This is a genomic window from Paenibacillus terrigena DSM 21567 (assembly GCF_000374845.1).
Classification (GTDB): domain Bacteria; phylum Bacillota; class Bacilli; order Paenibacillales; family Paenibacillaceae; genus Paenibacillus_K; species Paenibacillus_K terrigena.
This window is the reverse complement of record NZ_KB895412.1, coordinates 118,164-136,479: the sequence shown is the minus strand read 5'-3', so window position 1 is coordinate 136,479 and position 18,316 is coordinate 118,164. Positions and strand designations below refer to the sequence as shown.

Here is an 18,316-nt window from a genome sequence, read left to right as displayed (position 1 = left end):
GTAATGCGTTCTGACCAGTAGCATATGCTCTATATTGACATACGTTATAAGAAAGGGTTATTAACTATATCGAGAATCTCGGCTGTGAGGCCTCTGCGCAAATCTGTTTTTGGCTCATATCCCAGAAGGGACTGTGCCTTGCTGGTATCTGCCCAAGTATGGCTGGGTTCTCCAATTGGTTTGCCCATAAACTGCTGTTCCACTTTTTTGTTGAACAGCTCCTCAAGAATGGCTATACAATCCAGAACGGAAGCACGTTCTTTACCTCCAATATTAATTGTTTCTCCAATAATGTTATCGGCATATGCCGTCGCAGCAATGGCAGATACGCAATCTTCCACGTAAGTAAAATCACGGGTTTGTTTCCCATCCCCGTTAATCGGAATTGGCTTATTTTGCAAAATGTTCTTAATAAACCTATGAAATGCCATATCCGGCCGCTGTCTTGGACCATATACGGTAAAAAATCTTAAGATTACAACGGGGATACGATCATTATGAGCATATACTTTGCACAGTTGTTCTCCCGTCAGTTTGCTTACTCCATAAGGAGATAGTGGCTCCGTGCTGGAAGTTTCGTTAACCTGACCTGTTTTTTCACCGTAAACCGAAGAAGTCGATGCATAGACAAATTTGGTGACCGGGTAGGAGCGGCAGCCTTCAAGCAGCCTTTGGGTCGCCTCAATGTTATTGGTAATGTAATATTTAAAATCTTCTCCCCAACTGGAACGTACTCCAGGCATCCCGGCCAAATGGTATACGATATCTACACCAGGAAGAAGTTGATCCCAAGGTACCTTTAGTAAATCTTGTTGAATAAAAGTAAAGTTGGGATGCTGAAGTAGATATCTTAGATTATATTCTCTCGCATGAACAGGAGTAGATGACTTCACATAAGCATCCAAGCCAATGACTTCAAGGCTAGTATCTTGCAGAAGCCGCTCGCAAAGATGTGAACCTATAAATCCAGCTGCGCCTGTAACTAATATTTTCATGAATGACGCCTCCTAAAAACTTTCCGAGTAACAACAATACAGTGAAAAGCTTTATTCATTAGCGATGCCATGATAATGATAACCTAGCTTTATCAGCTGCTTACTGTCCAGCATGTTTCTTCCGTCAAAAATGAAATGCTGGTTCATGTAAGCTTGCATTTGAGTCCAATCCGCTAACTTATATTCATCCCATTCTGAACAGAGGATAACAGCGTCACATTGATCTAACGTCTCCTCAAGCGAGTCGAATTGTTGAAGTTTACTGGACAGCAAACCGAAGGGAAGCTTAGCTATAGGATCGTGAACTTTAACGATTGCTTGTTTTTCAAGTAGTTCTTGAATGATGGAAATCGCTGGTGCTTCTCTTAAATCATCGGTGTCGGGTTTGAAGGAGATGCCCAGAATCGCAATGGTTTTATGGCTAAATCCGCCTAGTTTTTGTTCCCAAACATTCAAGAAATGAGAGTATTGCGTTTGGTTCACTTGATATACTTTTTCGAGTATGCTCAGATCCGTGTTATGCTCCTTAGCGGTATATAGTAGAGCTTTTATATCTTTCGGAAAGCAAGATCCACCGTATCCGATCCCGGCTCTCAAGAAATGCTTGCCTATCCGGTGATCCATTCCTATTCCTTCAGCGACATCAGATATGTTGACTTTAATCGTCTCGCAAAGCCTTGACAATTCGTTCATATAGGAAATTTTAGTTGCCAAGAACGCGTTCGAAGCATACTTAATCATTTCTGCTGTTCTTGCTGTAGTAACGAAGAAAGGGGCTGATATTTTCCCATATAGGGATTTGATCATATCAATTGCATGAGAGCTATCACTTCCTATAATGATGCGGTCTGGATTTAAGGCATCTTGCAGAGCACTGCCTTCCCGAAGAAACTCCGGATTGGATACAACATCGAATTCGTTAGGAGTAGATTGAGCCTCACGGATCCAATGGACCAATTTATAGTTAGTATCTATGGGGACAGTGCTTTTCACAGCAATCAACTTATATTCATTCATATATTTACCTATACTACCGGCAACTCCACGGATGAACTGAAGATCAGCGCTTCCATCTTTATCCGAAGGAGTTCCTACACAAAGGAATATGATGTTGTTGTCACGTATTGCCTGCTTCGTCGAGGAGGTAAAGCGTATGTTACCAGATTTAAGGTGTTTCAGTAATAAGTCATCCAGCCCCTGTTCATAAAATGTAAGCTTGCCTTCTGATAACGTTTGGATTTTCATAGAATCGGTATCAAGCCCGGTTACATTCAACCCTTGTTCGGCAAATACCAATCCGGTAGTCACCCCGACATATCCCATACCCATGATTAGAATATTCATATTATTGGCCCTCCACGATACGTCTCTGTAAGCAGTCCGTCAGAGAAGTGAAGTAGGAGGAATGGTTCATTGTCTATGAAAGCTTCGGATTGTTTCACTGCACAGAGAATTAATCCCTTCATATGCCTTTACCTCCTTGTCTATATTAAGACATTATTAATTTATGATGGAATTATCTAAATGTGAGGGCGTTTATAGGAGAGTAATAGCCGTTAAATGCGCGTTACTTTGAGGACAATTCATATTCCACTAATCAACTCTATCAAAAGCCTAATCATCTGGATTGAAATCTCATATTATACATGGAAACCTGTTACGTTTCGAAATATATTGAAGGGAATGATACGATTGCTAAATTTAGAAATAGTGTTGAAGTATTTGGAAGCCTATGAAGGTGTAGAAGAGATTCAAGTAGGGTATTCAAATGGTGACAAAACAGATTATGCTTTGGAGGACGGGGAAGTCAGCGACTTGCTGAAAGATGTAGATTGGGCTAATGTTGAAAAAATTGAAGTGGAAATGGCTGATGGCTCCAAAGATAGTTTAGATTTGGACGATGAAGACGATGATGACGATGATGATGATGAAGATGGCGAAGATGACGATGATGACGATGATGATGATGAAGAGGAAGAAGAGGAACAAGCTTAAGCAATGACGATATCAAAAAGAAGCCTCTATCTCCACCTTCAGAGTGGTTTTAGAGGCTTTTTCACTTAAAATTTGGGACTGGATCATTCTGTAAGAAAGGCTATTTATCTTTGCTCCCAAACAGATCGTATATCATTAGCGACACGTTCCCATGTGAAATTTCTTTCTGCCAGCCGCCTTCCGTTAATACCCATTTGACGCGCTCGATTCATGTCTGAAAGCATGGTATTTAGCTTTTCTGCATATTCACTGGGGTCTTCCGGATTCGTTACCAATAAGCCGTTATTGTTGACAATGATTTCAGGATTGCCGCCTCTCGCTGTTGTAAGGAAAGGAAGTCCGGCTGCCATGGCTTCGTAATGAACTCTGGCCAAGGGTTCCTGCCACAGAGAAGTACATACAAAAACATCTCCTGCATAGAACCAGCGGTGAACATCGTGAGCTTGAACATATCCCGTTGTTATTACCGGAAGAGGTGCCCGTTCTGCAAGAGCCCTAACGTAAGCAACATAATCACTTATTGTATTATCACTGTACCAAGCTCCTCCAACAACAACAAGTGCAGCATCCGAATGGTTTAATTTAGACATAGCACGCACTAATACATGAGGGCCTTTATTGCGGGAGAGTCTTCCGACGAACAAAATTATTTTTTTGTTCTGAAGGTTATATTCCGCTCTGAGGCTTTCACGGGCACGCAATGCGCTCGGTGACTCCATCCAGGGTGCAAACCGATCTAAATCAACGCCCGAATAAATCGTCTTTAACTTGTGAGCTGCATGAGGATAGTAATCACAGATCGCAGTACCAATATAATTGCTTATTGTAATAATCCGTTCTAATTGTTCAATAGCCGCATTTCCTTCACTGCTGTGTAGCTTATACGGATTGAACATATCATTGTGCATACTCAAAATAATTCTGGAGAAAGGAGCAACATTCCTGACGGGAAGAACCAACCTTGGCCGGTTAAAGATATGAATGATATCAAAATGTTCTGTCGTATGCTCTAGAAAGCTAATCACTCCCCTGGAGTAAACATCAAGCAATCCTTCAGAATCAACACGTACATAGCGGATACCATCGACAATTTCGTCGAGGGGTAAATCGGGGTCCGTTCTGCCGAGAATCGTAATCCTGTGATGCTTGCTTAATAGTGAAGCCACCCCACAAATATATGTTTGGATGGCTCCTCCTCTAATGTTGGGGACAGGCAGCTTTTCCGTACAGATCATCAAAATGTTCACTTGTTAACAGCTCCTTTCTTCAAGCCGTTTTTCGTCTTAAGTAACTTTTCTTCTTTCTCAGTGCTTTTGTGGTTTTCTTAAATCCTCTTTTTCGTTTTGTAGTTTTCTTTTTAAGCTTGAATAGAACGATTTTTCTGTAAAGGAATTTTTTGGTACCACGCTTATACTTCCTAGTGCCTGGTTTTATTCTTATAAGTTTCTTTTGCTTTTTCTTTTTGAACTTGCTTAATTTTTTGATACGCTTTGGTTTTGGTGAAGTACGGCGTTTTGGTATTCGGAGAGTAAATTTCTTTGGTGCCCGTGTTGGTACTTGGACTAGAGTAGGCCCTGGATCGGATACGATGACTGGAGTTTGTATTTCTGATGCATTATCAGCCAATATTTGGGGTGTATAAACAGGAGTTTCCGTATTGGAAGCAATTCGTTCAGGATTGTAAATTTGTTCAAGAGTAGGTGAAGAAGTCTCTATTGCTACAGGATCAGTAAGAATCATGTTACCTGGGATAAGGACCGGACGCTCGAAGACAAACGGCGTAATTTCTTCCGTAGTATAATCTCCGGCAGGGTATTTTAATTTATCCATTTCAAGTTCAGCTAAAACCTGCCACTTGCTTGCTTCCGTTGCCATGACTCTTTGCAGGATCGGTTCCAGCTCTGTTTGAAGGAACAACAAAGGTTCGAATACAATTTCTTTAACATGCTTGTAAAATTCATTAGGAAATGCCATATCCAACCACAATATTTCAAACGTCTCCTGATCAATTGGATTTGCTTGATGATAGGCATCGATCATTCCACGAATCCAGGTCACGTCCCAGACGCCCATATCATCCATAGTACTGGTAATTAACTTACGTAGATCGCGAAATGGAAGGTCGTAGGACACTCCATCTAAATCGATAACCCAAATACCACCCGGACCCATTTGACCGTTCGACCAACCATAATCCTGGTGAGCAAGCCCCCAATGAGGCTCTCCTTTGGCTATCATTTTAGTATAAGGAGACAGCTTGAACTTTTCAAAAACTTCAATAGCCTGCCTCTCGAAATCATCGACTACTGCGAGTAAGCTTCCACTAGCTGCGGTTTCCGGGTAAGCCTGTGCAATATCCCTGAACCAGCGTATTTTGGCAATTATTTTTTCATAATATTTGGTCCATCCATATATCCTTGACGATCTTTCTGATCCATAAGGAGGAACATAACCTTTGGAGTTTTTATGGAACTCTCCTAAGCCAAAGCAAAGCTCGGCGGCTCCTTCCAAATCTATTTTAGAAACAGGCAGCAATGGTTCTATCCATTCCGTCACAATCCACAGTTTACCGCCTGCTTCAACATAGATACTTCCATCTCGGGTTGGAATGAACGAAGGGACCCGATATCCCAAGCCAGACATGTACTCTTGCGCTCCAATACTGAAGAGACTTCTTTGAGGGCGTCTGTGTAGAACTTTAATACTGCGGTTTCCTTTATCTGTACCTATTTTCCAAATAGCTCCGCCTTTGTCAGGCTTGGATGTTATCAGAACCATTTCATTGACCTGCATATCATATTGCTCCATGACCTGTCTTGCCAACATTTCCAATTCGGGAGGTACATACTGTTCATGCACTACATCAGGGGATAAGACTTGCTCAGCCCAAGGGACGATTTGGTAATTTTCCACCACCATCACTCCATATTTATTTTTTAGAATAAGTGATATTAGCTAAATTAATTACTGTTGAGCAATATAGTTATAATCATCTTCAATTATTGAGCGCAAATAGATGCTCATTAAGCTCTCCGCCGTTTGCGATATGGGAAATCGCTGTGTTACAAATTGTTTACCGGAATGGACCAAATAAGACTTTTCGTTAGCTTCCATTGTGATTAGTTTCATAAGATGGAAAGTCAACATAGCTCTTGAGTATTTATTGTCATCATCATGGTCACCAAACCAGCTATCCCACGCTTTCTCATACTTATCCGGATTGACAATACCTAAAAACCCTTTCGTACCGACTGCAATAACAGGCCTCTCACAGGACATGGCTTCAAGTGCTACTCTTCCCGTTCCAATCACACAATCGCTAATGGAATAGTACACCCCCATATTCGTGATTTCTCCGACATAATGAATGAAATGTTCATTGATCAGACGATGCTTCTTATCTATGAGTTTTAAAATGTCCTGTTGTTTGTTTCCTCCACCCGCAATAATTAGATGCAAATTGGAGTAGCCATCTTTACGTAATGAATCTACGGTGTGAATTATTTCTTCACATATTTCACCCTTTTCCCAGGATAATCGACCAGCGTACAAGACCACGATAGCGTCTCGGGGAAGCCCTAGCTTAGTACGGAAATGCTGTAAATAAGCAGGACCATACTTATGATATTCGTGATTATCGATCCCATTGGAGATGACCTTCGTATCGATTCCTTTGGATAGAAGAAGTCGCTTAATGGAAGGGCTCACACAAGTAATTGTTGATCCTCTCTGTAAAGATTCTAAGATATCCATGTCATAGTAGGTTCCGTGGACGGTAAACACGCAAGGAATATGCATTTGCTTAGCTGCTAATAGCGCTAAACTGCCTGATGGGACCTGATGACAGTGAACGAGATCAATTTGTTCCGAGCTAATAACAGATTTTAATAACTCTAAATTTTTATTTTGATTCTGGTAATCAAGTTCGTAATTATCCAAAACAAAATCAATTTCATAAACAGGGCAGCCTAGCCCGAGGAAATGTTCACGAAGCTTACCTTTTTTACAAGCGATAACAACGAATACTCCTTTTTTAATCAGTTCGCGTGTAACAGAAAGTGTATAGGTTTCAGTACCGCCTATATTTAACTGATCTAACACCATTAAGATTCGCATTGGAACCGAACGATTAATTAATAATGGAGTCTTAATGGTTACAGGGGGGGAAGCATGAATAACGCTTTTTGGCTTTGAGGTTTGCCTTCGCTTTCTTGGTATAATGGTGTTTTTCGGTGTTCCCCGTTTTTTTTTTAGCATGGAATCACCTCCACATAACAGGTTGGTCTGTTCTATCACTATGCATATGTCATTAGGTGAATGGATGATTGTACATTCGTGGATTTTAGATAAACGTATTTAAAATTAGTCAAACTCCTATGTTTCTTTTCTAAATATCAAATATGATAAATTAAATACATTTCATTTTGGGGTGGGATTGGGATTGGATAAGCAACATTTACCTACTGATGCCGTTTTAATCGGGCGTGGAAAACAAGGAATGGTTTATCGGATCTCAGCCGACCGCTGCATTAAATTTTACAAGAATAAGGAACATGCACGTATGGAGTATACAGCTTACCGTCTTGCTGAGGGATCTCCGATTATTCCTAAATTATATGAATATGGTGAGGACTACTTGGTTTTAGAGTTTATTCATGGACATTCATTAAAGAGAACATTGGAAAATACCAAGACGATCTCAAGAGCTGAATCCGAGCAAATTTTGTACATTATTCATGAAATGAAACGCCTGGGATTTACGAGAATAGATATTGCCTTGTTTCACATTTATATCCACGAGCATACTTGTAAAATTATTGATTTGGTGAATTCATATAATAAGGAGTATCCAGTACCTAAGGTAATGCTCAAGGGGTTAGCGAAGCTTGGATTATTGGGTCCATTCATGACGCACATCAAAGATTTGGATTCAGATATGTATTTAATATGGCTGGATCATATAGCGACAAGGAGCGATCGGTATGGGGACGTCTTTGCCAACTGACGTTTTATTCGCACTCAAAATGATAAGCGACTCATTTCCGGTCGGAAAGCTTAAAGGGGTAGGGCGTAAATTAGGAGGATCCTACAATCTGAATATTAAGATCGAGACAAGTAAAGGAGAATTTGTAGCCAGAATAATGAACCGATCGAATAGGGTTGAGCATCTAAATTACGTACAAACCGTACTTGCAAATTTAACGGAACAAGGACTGCCTGTCCTAAATCCGATTCTTACACAAGAAGGGGAGGCATTCATCTCTTTCAATGATAAATTGCTGCAGGTTACTCCCTTTGTGAGAGCGGAAACCTTTCAAAACTCGCCCAAACAAGTGGCAGCGAGTGCCCGTATGCTTAGTACGTTTCACCAAGCGATTCAATTTCCCCAATCAGGACCAGAGCCTGTCTGGTCTTTCAACCGACCATCTGATTATTACTCGAACGCTCTAGCTGATTTGAAGAGAATACCAGGAATTCCAAGTCATCAGCTCTCAGAAGCGGAAAAGCTAGCAGAGGATATCATGGCGACGTGGAATCAATCACAGAAGGACTTGCCATCAGCCATTATTCATGGTGATTGGCACTTCTGGAATCAATTATATAAAGATAATGAAGTATATAGTATTATGGATTTTGATTTCATGGAACATGGAAAAAGAATTCACGACATCGCTTATTCCATGTGGGTAATATATATCATTTTGCCTAAATACACCAAGGGTTTTGATGAGCTTTTTATAAAAGAGTACATTGGTCTTACGGAAGAAGAAGTAAGTATTCTTCCTGTAGCCATAGCTCGAGTGAGTTTGTTTTTCCTATGTCAATCCGCATATGCTGCTAATCCTGAAGAGAAATGGCGTAGACATTTTCGAAAGCAAATTCCATTGATTCGGTGGCTCTTATCAAATAGTAGATTTCATGAAATACTTCGAGAAAATAACGAAAATAAATAGCGGACCTCTGGGGAACAAGAGGTTCGTTTTTGTCCGCTTTAACACGATTAGCGATGCTGTATTCCGCTTCGACTCGTATAAAAAAGTGTGTTTCTTAAATCATTTTCAGCTAACTCTGCATCCATAACAGTTCCTGGTAATCCATTATCCGCCATTTAATAAGTAAGGACTTTCCTAACTAAAATAGTTTATGGTATGATGCTTAAATTGTGTATCTACCCTGTGACACATTTACATTCATCTAAGAAAAGAGGTATATATGCACGCTACAGAATTATCCAGAAGACATTGGTTGCTCATCTTAACACTTACTTTATTAACATTTGTTCTCGGGACAAGCGAATTTGTTATTGTCGGAATCTTAACCGATATTGCCTCGAGCCTGCATATCACAAATGCAAAAGCAGGTACACTCGTTTCTGCGTTTGCGATTACGTTTGCCATTGCCACACCACTGGTGATGTCAGCAACAAGTCATTTTCCAAAGCGTAAATGGATGTTGTTTTTGATAGGATCGTTTATAATCCTTAATGCTCTGTGCATAATTTCGACAAGCTACATCATGCTCCTTGCATTTCGGATTTTGACGGCGATTGTAACAGGAGTTTTAATCTCTTTAGCCATGATTGTTGCAAGTGAAACCATGCCCATCGCAAAACGTGGACTTGCTATATCATTTGTTTTCGGTGGTTTCACACTTGCAAATGTCGTTGGAGTCCCAATTGGTACTGTCCTCGCCGAACGGTATGGCTGGAATGCTACTTTCGTGTTAACTACTTTCCTAGGTGGATTGGCGTTTTTGACATCTTTTTTCGTTTTGCCTAATAAGCTCAGCCAAATACGCAGTTCGATACGGGATCAGTTTTCTTTATTGACCAAGCCACGAATTTTGATGGCTTTTTTCATTCCTGCTCTCGGATTTGGCGCAACTTATGTCGTTTTTACGTACCTTGTTCCAATCTTGAAGGGAATGGGAGCACCAAATCATTCAATTAGTATAATCTTATTTGGCTACGGATTTATCTCGATTTTCAGCAACATCCTCGCTGGTAAAATTGCCAGCCACAATGCAATCGGACGACTTCGGTTTGTTTTTCTCTTGCAGGCAGTTGTTCTGACAAGTTTATATTGGACGACAAATCATTTTATTTTAGGACTTGCTAACATTGGCTTGATGTCGTTAATGGGCATCCTCTTAACAACATCTACTCAACTTTATTTAATAGACCTTGCCGGAATTTATCAGCCAAAAGCAACAGGGCTGGCTGCTTCACTTATGCCAGTGGCAAGCAACGTAGGTATCGCTTTTGGTTCTGCATTAGGCGGAATTGTATACCATCAAGGGACTTTAATGAATGTGACATGGGTCGGTGGGGTTGTTGCAGTCTGTGCAAGTATGCTAACTTTCTTTAGTCATCTTTTAGACCAAAAACAAAAGAAATTAGCATAATAGGGAAGCTACAAAGTTAATCTTTCATTTAAATTAAAAAAAGAAGTATCAAGAACGTTAAGTTGTTCTTTGATACTTCTTTTTTAAATACAGACGATGTGCATACTAAACTGGGTTTCAGTATCCTCTATTCAAATGGCTTAATAATGCCAGTGCCTCTTCATGGTCAGGCTCAAGTTCTAATAACTTTCGTGTGTACTGCAATGCCTCTTCGTCTAATTCTAACTCGATACAACAAATGGCCAGACAATAAAATACGGTTGATGCCATTTGATCCTGGTCCGAATGCATCGATATTTCCAAAAACCGCTTAGAATCTTCGTACATTTCCATCTCAAACAGGATCAATCCAGCATCCAGTGCTAAGTTATAGCGCTGCGCCATGATGTAATACGATGACCACATGATCTGAATGCCTCTTAATATATCCAACATTTCTTCATCGTTCGCATCTGGCAGCAGACTAGAGATCTGCTTCTTACTCTGAATCAAAAACTCCGCATCATATCCACCTAAACGCCAAAAGCTTAATATTTGCTGTAGATGCATGCTATCTATATTGCGATCTACCCATTCCTTCATATTAAAAAAATCGTCCGGCCCAAAGCGTTCAATAAATCGACGATAAGCTAATCTTGTATTCGCATATTCCTTCGGCATATCCAAATTGAGAACACAACCCACATTGATGTTCTTATAGTGATGCGGAGGAAATAAAGCCATAGCTCCTCTTTGTTCATAATGATACTGAATAGCATGATAGTTTGCCGTTAAAGAAAAACTTCCGTGTAGTACCAACTCTGGCGGTTCGGAGAATTTCCAGTTATCAAGCAGATGATCTCCTTTATCTGCTGTTATTAATAGAAAGCCCTTCTGAGACAACCGATTCAACTGTTCCAAACAAGCTAAGGCCGCAACGGGAAATAAAATATGCGAATCTTCTAACTGTTCCTGATATACGGCAATGATGTCACGGTAAGGGTAGGTTTCTTGTTCATACTCAGGTGCCCGTCGATGCTCATAATGCAAAGATAGTTGATTTAAGGCTTCTGACGGTTGGAGTGAATCGATATTTTCAGGACTCTCGACAATCACATCCGCTTCGTAAATGTGACCATTACCGACATAAATCAACTCTTGTGGAATACTATCAAAGAAGTAATTTGCAACGATGATTAAAGGTTGTGTTAAATTCCCCTCACTAATGGTTGTGTCAGCTACAATCAGGTTCAGAGCTGTATCATGAAGAGCATCAAATCGCGCAAAATCGAGTACTCCTTCCGCAATAAAGGATTGTAAGGCGGGATGCTCTTTCCAAGCTAACACATTGTTCATTGCCAGATCGGTCATAATGTAACGGAACGGAGGTAACGACATCCCCGCATAATCTCTCAATCGACATAACTCAAGTAACACGTGGTAAGCCAATCGTCCCGCTCCTGCTCCAAGCTCCACAATCCACACAGGCTCTGATCCATGTTCCTGACTGGCCCGATCCTGAAGAAACCCAAATATCATTTCTGCATAGGAAGTCGCGATCATCGGATTACTCGTTATATATTGAGGAACTTGGTCGTTATTCCAAGCCTTCATTCCTTTTTCTTCATAATAAGTGCGCTGCAAATCCCAAATCGGTGCTTCACTAAAACGGTAACGTTGTTCTTTATTATTTGTCATTCACTCTTATCCTGCTTCTGCTAGTTTTTTAATACCTGTTCATCACATTCATTTTTCTTACCTGCCATCATAACCTATTTATCGTGTAATCCCTAATTCTATTCTGCCAGAACTTAATCCGAACAAAATTTTTCGCCATTATTGGACTAACACCTTACATATTTTCGTTTGAAGCCGAGCTGCCCTTTATCTGCCGCCTTTTGAATATTAACGGAAGCGTTCAAGAACTTGCTCTTTGCGCTACCGCGATTGACTTCCACCGGGCCAACTTCCTTCGCGATCTCCACCGCCTTATCATGAAGCGGCAGATAGGATACGCCAACAGTGTACATGAAATTATTCATCGCGTATTTCGTGCGTTCAGGAGCATCATGAATCGTATTTTTTACAAGTTCCAACATATCAGCAATTTTCTCTTCGGAAAATTCACTGTCTGGACGATTCCCGAGCAGCCAGCAGTAGCAGCTCCAGCCCGCCGACATTTTCAACTCTATATCGCTTGCAATCCATTTATCGGCAACTTCTTGTGCAATATCCGTTTCTGCCAAAGTTACTGCTACCACATAATCCGACAGCATATAAAAATAAGCTCTATCAATCCACCGTTCAAAGTCCGCCTCAGACATTGCTTTGGGATCCGCGATCACCCCGGCAAAGTACATAGCGTCGTAATTCCCTGTGGCATAGAGCTGCTCAGCCAATGGTTGGTTGTGTTTTATTTTCCTGAAGATGGGCTTCATCGCGCCTGTAGCCACGCCAAAAAGCGGTTCGCGTGCGCCATTGGATAGGTATATCTTCTTGGTGCGTTCCTTACCGAGAGCTTCAAGCTCTTGCATAACCATTTCTAGATTCATTGTTCGCACTTCCTTTTTAATGAAATACTATCACGATGTAAAGAAATAAATGGCACATAAAAGCCCCCTTCCGCCATAACGGTGGAGGGAGCTCTTGCTTACTTTAATATTGTCCTTTAATCACAAAAAACGAGCCCCGAATAGTTCCGGCTAGTTTAGACTTCTGCCTAGCAAACTTAAACTTCTCTTCTAACTCCTTTGGCACTTCCATTCCCTCAGACAGCTTAAAACCAACGGCCCGCTTCTTAGGGTCATCCACCGTATACATGACATTGATCGCAAGACCATCCTCGTAGAAAACGTAGGCAAATTGGATATTTTCCACTTGAAAACGTGACGTTTCTAAAGGCTTGGCCGCAAACTCAATATTACGTTCTTCTTTCAAAATGCGGTTCGCATAATCGAGGGTCTCCTGACTTTCGCTAGCGGGTACAACCGTAAATTCATGCTTGTATTTGTTCATAAAGTAACGAGCTTCATTCGCACGTAAACCAGCAAGCGCTTCTGCTACAGGGGAAGACTCTAAACCAACCGTAGACACATTCTTAAAATCAACGATATACGACATTTCCATCTCTCCTTCTCAAATTTCAAATTAGTCCTCTTATCTACCAAATAGTATACCAAAAATGATATAAGAGAAAATTGCTTACATAGACTGGTATTAACAAAAACCTCTTTAAATATTCGATGTTGTTGCGTCTTCATGATTTCCCGCCAAAAAAATTGCCTCAAAGCGAATGAAAGGCGCCCATTTGGGCGCCTTGTCAAAAATTATCCAATAATCCGAAGACTCTCATCGCCAACCAACCTGATCATGCCGAGCGAGATCAAGTTACCGAGGCTCCCGAGAGGCGGGAGTAGTAAGAGCGTCCGAGGAGAAGGCCTCCAATGGCAAAAACAATTGACACCCAGATTCCATTCTCACTCGTAGCTAAATACGAAGGAATCGAGATATTTATTGTGACTTTCAGAGCAACAAGCAAGATGATTGCTCCAACTATTCCGAATATCTTCATGCCCGATCCGATTTTCCCTCGTTTATTGAGATTTAGTACCCATCCTTGAACCATCCCGGCTATGATTCCCAATATAGTTCCTGACAGTAGCAAAATCCACTCTTTCGTTCCAATGCCATTCATCGTAAACGCCCACAAGACTCCGACAATAAGCAGCAACGTTCCGATGAGAAATATTCTACCTAACCCTTTCATGACGATTCAACTCCTTTGTGTAATTTTTGAATAAGTACACTTGCCACCGACCGGACAGTATAGAGAGGCTGTTAATAATTTTTTTTCAGCAGCTCAATCACTTCATCTAGGGTGAGGCCAAAGGATTTGTAGTATGCTGTGTCGCTTTCCATTTGCTTCAGGATCATGTCGTTGCGTATTCGCAGCTTCTCATCTGACGAGAATTCGGCTACAAAACACCCTTTACCTGTTACGGTATTGATCAAACCGCTTCGTTCGAGTTCTTCCCAAGCCTTCTTTACAGTGATGACACTCACACGAAGCTCCAGGGCAGCTTGTCGAATGGGTGGCAGACAATAACCGCTCTCTAACTCGCCTTTCAGAATTTGAGCGCTGATCTGTTCGAAAAGCTGCTGATAAATCGGTTTTTCAGATGTATTCGAGATCGATACGTTCATAAGATTTCAACTTTTAGGAACCGTTGGACCGCAATGCGATAAGCAATCATAGTGAATGCAATAAATATCACGATTCCTGCGATCAAAATCGATATTTGAAGCGCCGTATTGTCAACTCCGCTACCATTGAACGTGTCAGAGATAAAAGAGTTCTGGATTCCGAGCCATTGTGCAACTCCGGCAAACAGCATAGCGGCCGTAATGGATGCGGCCGCCGCCCCGCCATACTTATACGCTGTCTTGTAATACATGGATATAAAGATCACGTTGAAGATCGCGAGCATGACAAAACATAGTCCCCAAAAACCCATATGCGGTGCGAAGAAATAGTAGGTCAGATTCGGGTATAGGCGGATCGTGATCATGCCATAGATCATCGCAAGGACAAGATGTAATAATTCCAGGATGACAATAACGGTTACCCTGGCTTTCACGATGTCTTTTTTGGTTACGGGCATCATCGTGGTAAACATCAAATCGTTCTGCGTTCTAAACCCGGCAAACATATTCGGTATCGTTATCCAACAAAAATACAGAGGAACGAGAAAATAGAGCCAACCGGGAACAAGCATTAAAGCGCCCATGAGCAATGGAAGTGCAAAGAACCAAGGGTTTACTCCTAATTTCAAATCCTTCATCACCAAGTTATACATACATATCCTCCTTTTTCGCGAAATAAATCATAATCTCCTCAAGACTCGGCGTCGTTGCTCTAATATCGGAAGAAGGGTCAAAGTCTCTGGTATGGATCAATCCCGTAAAGCCGAAAGAATTGATTTTGTAGGAAATCAACTGGTCCTTCACTTGGTGCAACTGACTCTCGCTACCACTAAGTAAACGATACGACTCCATAAATTCGTTTTTCTCAGAACTGGCGATAATTTGCCCGTTTTCGATGAACGTAATATAATCAGCGCATTTCTCCAAGTCGGATGTAATGTGAGTAGAGAAAAGAATGCTGATTTCGCCATCAACGATGAGTTCTTGAAAAATATCTAACAGATCGTCTCTAGCGACCGGATCGAGTCCGCTTGTCGGTTCATCAAGGACGAGAAGCTTCGCGCCATGGGATAGAGCAAGGGCTAAGCTGTACTTTACTTTCATCCCCGTCGATAATTCGGCTATTTTTTTGTTTTCATCTAATTTGAATCTTCTCAGATAGTTGTAATAAGCTCCATCATCCCAATTCTTATAGAACTTCTTAATGACATTGGTCAACGTCTTCACCTTGCTGCGCGTATAGAAATCGATGTCGCCGAATGCGTATCCGATTTCTTGCTTCAATTCGATTTCGTGTTCGGCGATGTTCTTACCCAAAATGCATACCTCGCCGCTATCGATATGAATCATTTTCAAAATCGATTTTATCGTGGTTGTTTTCCCTGCGCCATTGGCTCCGATAAAGCCCATAATATAACCCTTTTCCAGTTGAAACGATACGTCTTTTAACTGAAAATTGGGGTATTTCTTATTTAAATTACGAATGTCTAATGCCAGCATACCGTACCTCCTCATCAAATTGTGTATGTTGTGCATGCACAATGTACCATGATGGGAGTTATGAAGTCAACTGTTTTATAACCTAATTTTGGATATTTTTATTCAGCTTAACGGGTCTATCGGCGAAAAATTGTATGAATCGTATGTATTAGAATAATATAATGATGAAATACCATACGAAGGAAGAGAGAAATATGTACACGATCAGCAGATTTTCTCAGCTGTGCAAAATGAGTGCACGCATGTTACGACACTATGATAAGGAAGAACTCTTAAAACCAGTACATGTAGATACAACGAACGGGTATAGGTATTATGAGAAGAGTCAATTAGAGATGGCATTACGAATCAAGAAACTGAAAGAATATAGATTCTCCCTGCCGGAAATCAGAACAATCCTTCAGACATCAGACAGGGAATCGTTGACCGGATTGATTCACTCCAAAATCCATGAATTATCACATGAGATGAATCGATACAAACAGATTATTGCAGAAATGCAAGAGATGATTGAAGATAAGGTGAATTTTATTCCAGGAGAAAGAAGATCTTATGATATCCTGCTCGGCATGAGAAACGAGATCCGTATCCTAAGTCAAAGAGTGAAGATGAATATGGATAACATGGACAAGTATATTGATTCCTTATACGAAAAAGCAGAAGAGAGTACTATTCACTTACTTGGTGTTCCGTCTGCCATTTTTTTCGATGAAGAATATACCCCAGATCACAGCGATATTGAATTGATGATCCCGATCGTGCAGGGAAATGACGAAGATGCATCATGTGACTGGGAAATAAAAACACTCCCCAAAAAGTTTATTGCTACGACCTTGCATATCGGAAGTTATGATTATATTGGGTACGCGCATATGGCTCTTGAAGAATGGATAGAAAGCAATGGCTACGATTTGGATGGGTCGCCTTATGAAACTTACTTGAAAGGTTCAGAATGTGACTGCCCTGTGGAGGAGTATGTGACACAAGTCTGTTTTCCCGTCATCAACGAAGCAAGACAATAATGGCTTGACCTTGACACAATGTCAAAGCTTATTCTACTACAAGAGAAAGCAACTAGAACTTAAGGAGATTGGGACATGAATAAGATGATTGTATTGTGCACTGGGGCTTTATTAACGGCTGGGATCTTATTAGGGTGTACGCAAAGTAAAGCCGATGAGGGTCAAAACATGAAAAAAACATATGTAGGCTACACCATGCCTGATGAGAGCAGCAAACATGAAGGCACTTGGTTGCAATGGCCTCATAACTTTACCTATGGTAATGGTCATAAAGAAAAGCTTGAATCCATTTGGATCGAGATGGCAAGCGCTCTAAGCGAAGGGGAAAATGTTCATATTATCGCATACGATAAATACGAAAAAGAATATATTTATGATCTTCTATATGATGAGGGTATAGATATGGACAAAATTGACTTCTATATTATTCCTACGGACGATGTATGGGCAAGAGATACAGCTCCGATTTTTGTATACGACAAAGATAAAAATCTTAAACTTATGGATTGGGGCTTTAATGGATGGGGCAAGAAAACGCCGTATAAAAAAGATGCCTCCATTGGGAACAAACTAAGCAAACAGTTGGGTATGGAACGCATCGATCTCAATGAAGTCGTACTTGAAGGTGGCGCATTTGAGTTAGATGGTCATGGTACATTTTTATCGACACGTAGTGCGGTTACGAACAAAAATAGAAATCCTAAATTATCAGAAGCAGAAATTGAAGAAGTGATAGAAGAAAATCTTGGTGTTACGAATTTTATTTGGTTAGATGGTGTACCAGATCTGGATATTACAGATTTCCATATTGATGGTTTTGCTAAGTTTTATAATAAATCTACACTGATTACAATGAAAGAAGAGGATTTAGAAGAATGGGGAGTCTCCAATAAGGATATTAACACATTAATGACCGCTAAGAATGCCTTTGACAAGCCTTATCAATATGCGTATTTACCAATTACCAAAAACAATGTCGTGCTAGATAACGGAAAGAATTTGGGGTACAGAGGTTCATATATCAATTATTACATTGGAAATACCGTTGTATTAGTGCCAAATTATCATGATCCTAATGACAAAATAGCTAACGATACCATCCAGAAACTATACCCTGATCGTAAGGTTATTGGCATTGATGTGAGAGAACTTTATAAAGATGGTGGTATGATTCATTGTGTTACACAACAACAACCCGTTAATTTAAAATGATCGCGT

19 protein-coding genes are annotated in these 18,316 nt (G+C 40.6%); 6 read left to right on the top strand and 13 right to left on the bottom strand.

Going from position 1 to position 18,316, the window contains the following annotated elements:
- Positions 1–44 precede the first annotated feature (44 nt).
- From C558_RS0100680 to C558_RS34905, 3 genes are read right to left on the bottom strand one after another with little or no spacing between them, the layout of a single operon-like run.
- Positions 45–995, bottom strand: a complete 951-nt coding sequence (locus C558_RS0100680) for an NAD-dependent epimerase/dehydratase family protein (protein ID WP_018754277.1) — start codon at positions 993–995, stop codon at positions 45–47.
- A gap of 51 nt (positions 996–1,046) precedes the next feature.
- Positions 1,047–2,339, bottom strand: a complete 1,293-nt coding sequence (locus C558_RS0100675; protein ID WP_018754276.1) for a UDP-glucose dehydrogenase family protein — start codon at positions 2,337–2,339, stop codon at positions 1,047–1,049.
- Entirely contained in the window at positions 2,336–2,461 is a 126-nt protein-coding gene (locus tag C558_RS34905) for a hypothetical protein (protein WP_018754275.1), read from the bottom strand. The genes C558_RS0100675 and C558_RS34905 overlap by 4 nt, the downstream gene beginning before the upstream one ends.
- 247 nt (positions 2,462–2,708) lie before the next feature.
- Here C558_RS34905 and C558_RS33545 point away from each other — a divergent pair, with 247 nt between their 5' ends.
- Entirely contained in the window at positions 2,709–2,990 is a 282-nt protein-coding gene (locus C558_RS33545; protein WP_156825948.1) for a hypothetical protein, read from the top strand.
- A 104-nt stretch (positions 2,991–3,094) separates the two neighbouring features.
- Here the strand turns inward: C558_RS33545 and C558_RS0100660 are convergent, their stop codons facing one another.
- The 3 genes from C558_RS0100660 to C558_RS0100650 are packed head-to-tail and all read right to left on the bottom strand — an operon-like array spanning position 3,095 to position 7,247.
- Positions 3,095–4,237 carry a glycosyltransferase family 4 protein gene (locus C558_RS0100660; RefSeq protein ID WP_018754273.1) on the bottom strand — a complete coding sequence of 381 codons (1,143 nt, stop codon included), beginning with the start codon at positions 4,235–4,237 and terminating at the stop codon, positions 3,095–3,097.
- Between the two features lie 19 nt (positions 4,238–4,256).
- A complete protein-coding gene (locus C558_RS0100655) occupies positions 4,257–5,903 on the bottom strand; it encodes a CotS family spore coat protein (RefSeq protein WP_018754272.1) in 1,647 nt (548 codons plus the stop codon).
- A 51-nt stretch (positions 5,904–5,954) separates the two neighbouring features.
- On the bottom strand, positions 5,955–7,247 hold the full coding sequence (locus C558_RS0100650; RefSeq protein ID WP_018754271.1) for a glycosyltransferase: 1,293 nt from the start codon (positions 7,245–7,247) through the stop codon (positions 5,955–5,957).
- Between the two features lie 184 nt (positions 7,248–7,431).
- Between C558_RS0100650 and C558_RS30080 the strand changes: the two genes are divergently transcribed.
- From C558_RS30080 to C558_RS0100635, 3 genes are all read left to right on the top strand, one after another.
- Positions 7,432–7,995 (top strand): RIO1 family regulatory kinase/ATPase, encoded by a 564-nt coding sequence (locus C558_RS30080; protein WP_018754270.1) that lies wholly within the window; start codon positions 7,432–7,434, stop codon positions 7,993–7,995.
- Complete coding sequence (locus tag C558_RS30075; protein ID WP_018754269.1) at positions 7,973–8,944, top strand: phosphotransferase enzyme family protein; 972 nt, start codon at positions 7,973–7,975, stop codon at positions 8,942–8,944. The genes C558_RS30080 and C558_RS30075 overlap by 23 nt, the downstream gene beginning before the upstream one ends.
- 259 nt (positions 8,945–9,203) lie before the next feature.
- The gene (locus tag C558_RS0100635) at positions 9,204–10,394 is read left to right on the top strand and encodes an MFS transporter (RefSeq protein WP_018754268.1); all 1,191 of its coding nucleotides are present in this window, start codon (positions 9,204–9,206) and stop codon (positions 10,392–10,394) included.
- Positions 10,395–10,511: 117 nt separating this feature from the next.
- On the opposite strand, the gene C558_RS0100630 is transcribed toward C558_RS0100635, so the two are convergent.
- From C558_RS0100630 to C558_RS0100600, 7 genes are all read right to left on the bottom strand, one after another.
- Positions 10,512–12,071 carry an SAM-dependent methyltransferase gene (locus C558_RS0100630; RefSeq protein WP_018754267.1) on the bottom strand — a complete coding sequence of 520 codons (1,560 nt, stop codon included), beginning with the start codon at positions 12,069–12,071 and terminating at the stop codon, positions 10,512–10,514.
- A 146-nt stretch (positions 12,072–12,217) separates the two neighbouring features.
- Positions 12,218–12,925: a DNA alkylation repair protein gene (locus tag C558_RS0100625; RefSeq protein ID WP_018754266.1), complete on the bottom strand. Its 708-nt coding sequence runs from the start codon at positions 12,923–12,925 to the stop codon at positions 12,218–12,220.
- Between the two features lie 103 nt (positions 12,926–13,028).
- On the bottom strand, positions 13,029–13,493 hold the full coding sequence (locus tag C558_RS0100620) for a hypothetical protein (protein ID WP_018754265.1): 465 nt from the start codon (positions 13,491–13,493) through the stop codon (positions 13,029–13,031).
- Positions 13,494–13,755: 262 nt separating this feature from the next.
- Entirely contained in the window at positions 13,756–14,139 is a 384-nt protein-coding gene (locus C558_RS0100615; protein ID WP_018754264.1) for a hypothetical protein, read from the bottom strand.
- A 71-nt stretch (positions 14,140–14,210) separates the two neighbouring features.
- Complete coding sequence (locus C558_RS0100610) at positions 14,211–14,576, bottom strand: GntR family transcriptional regulator (RefSeq protein WP_018754263.1); 366 nt, start codon at positions 14,574–14,576, stop codon at positions 14,211–14,213.
- Complete coding sequence (locus tag C558_RS0100605) at positions 14,573–15,229, bottom strand: ABC-2 transporter permease (RefSeq protein ID WP_018754262.1); 657 nt, start codon at positions 15,227–15,229, stop codon at positions 14,573–14,575. The genes C558_RS0100610 and C558_RS0100605 overlap by 4 nt, the downstream gene beginning before the upstream one ends.
- Positions 15,222–16,076 (bottom strand): ABC transporter ATP-binding protein, encoded by an 855-nt coding sequence (locus C558_RS0100600; RefSeq protein WP_018754261.1) that lies wholly within the window; start codon positions 16,074–16,076, stop codon positions 15,222–15,224. Before C558_RS0100600 ends, C558_RS0100605 begins: the two co-directional genes overlap by 8 nt.
- Positions 16,077–16,270: 194 nt before the next feature.
- On the opposite strand from C558_RS0100600, the gene C558_RS0100595 reads away from it, so the two are divergent.
- Positions 16,271–17,098, top strand: coding sequence for a MerR family transcriptional regulator (locus tag C558_RS0100595; RefSeq protein WP_018754260.1), 828 nt, complete (start codon positions 16,271–16,273; stop codon positions 17,096–17,098).
- 75 nt (positions 17,099–17,173) lie between these two features.
- On the top strand, positions 17,174–18,310 hold the full coding sequence (locus tag C558_RS0100590) for an agmatine deiminase family protein (protein WP_018754259.1): 1,137 nt from the start codon (positions 17,174–17,176) through the stop codon (positions 18,308–18,310).
- The last annotated feature ends 6 nt before the right edge of the window (positions 18,311–18,316 follow it).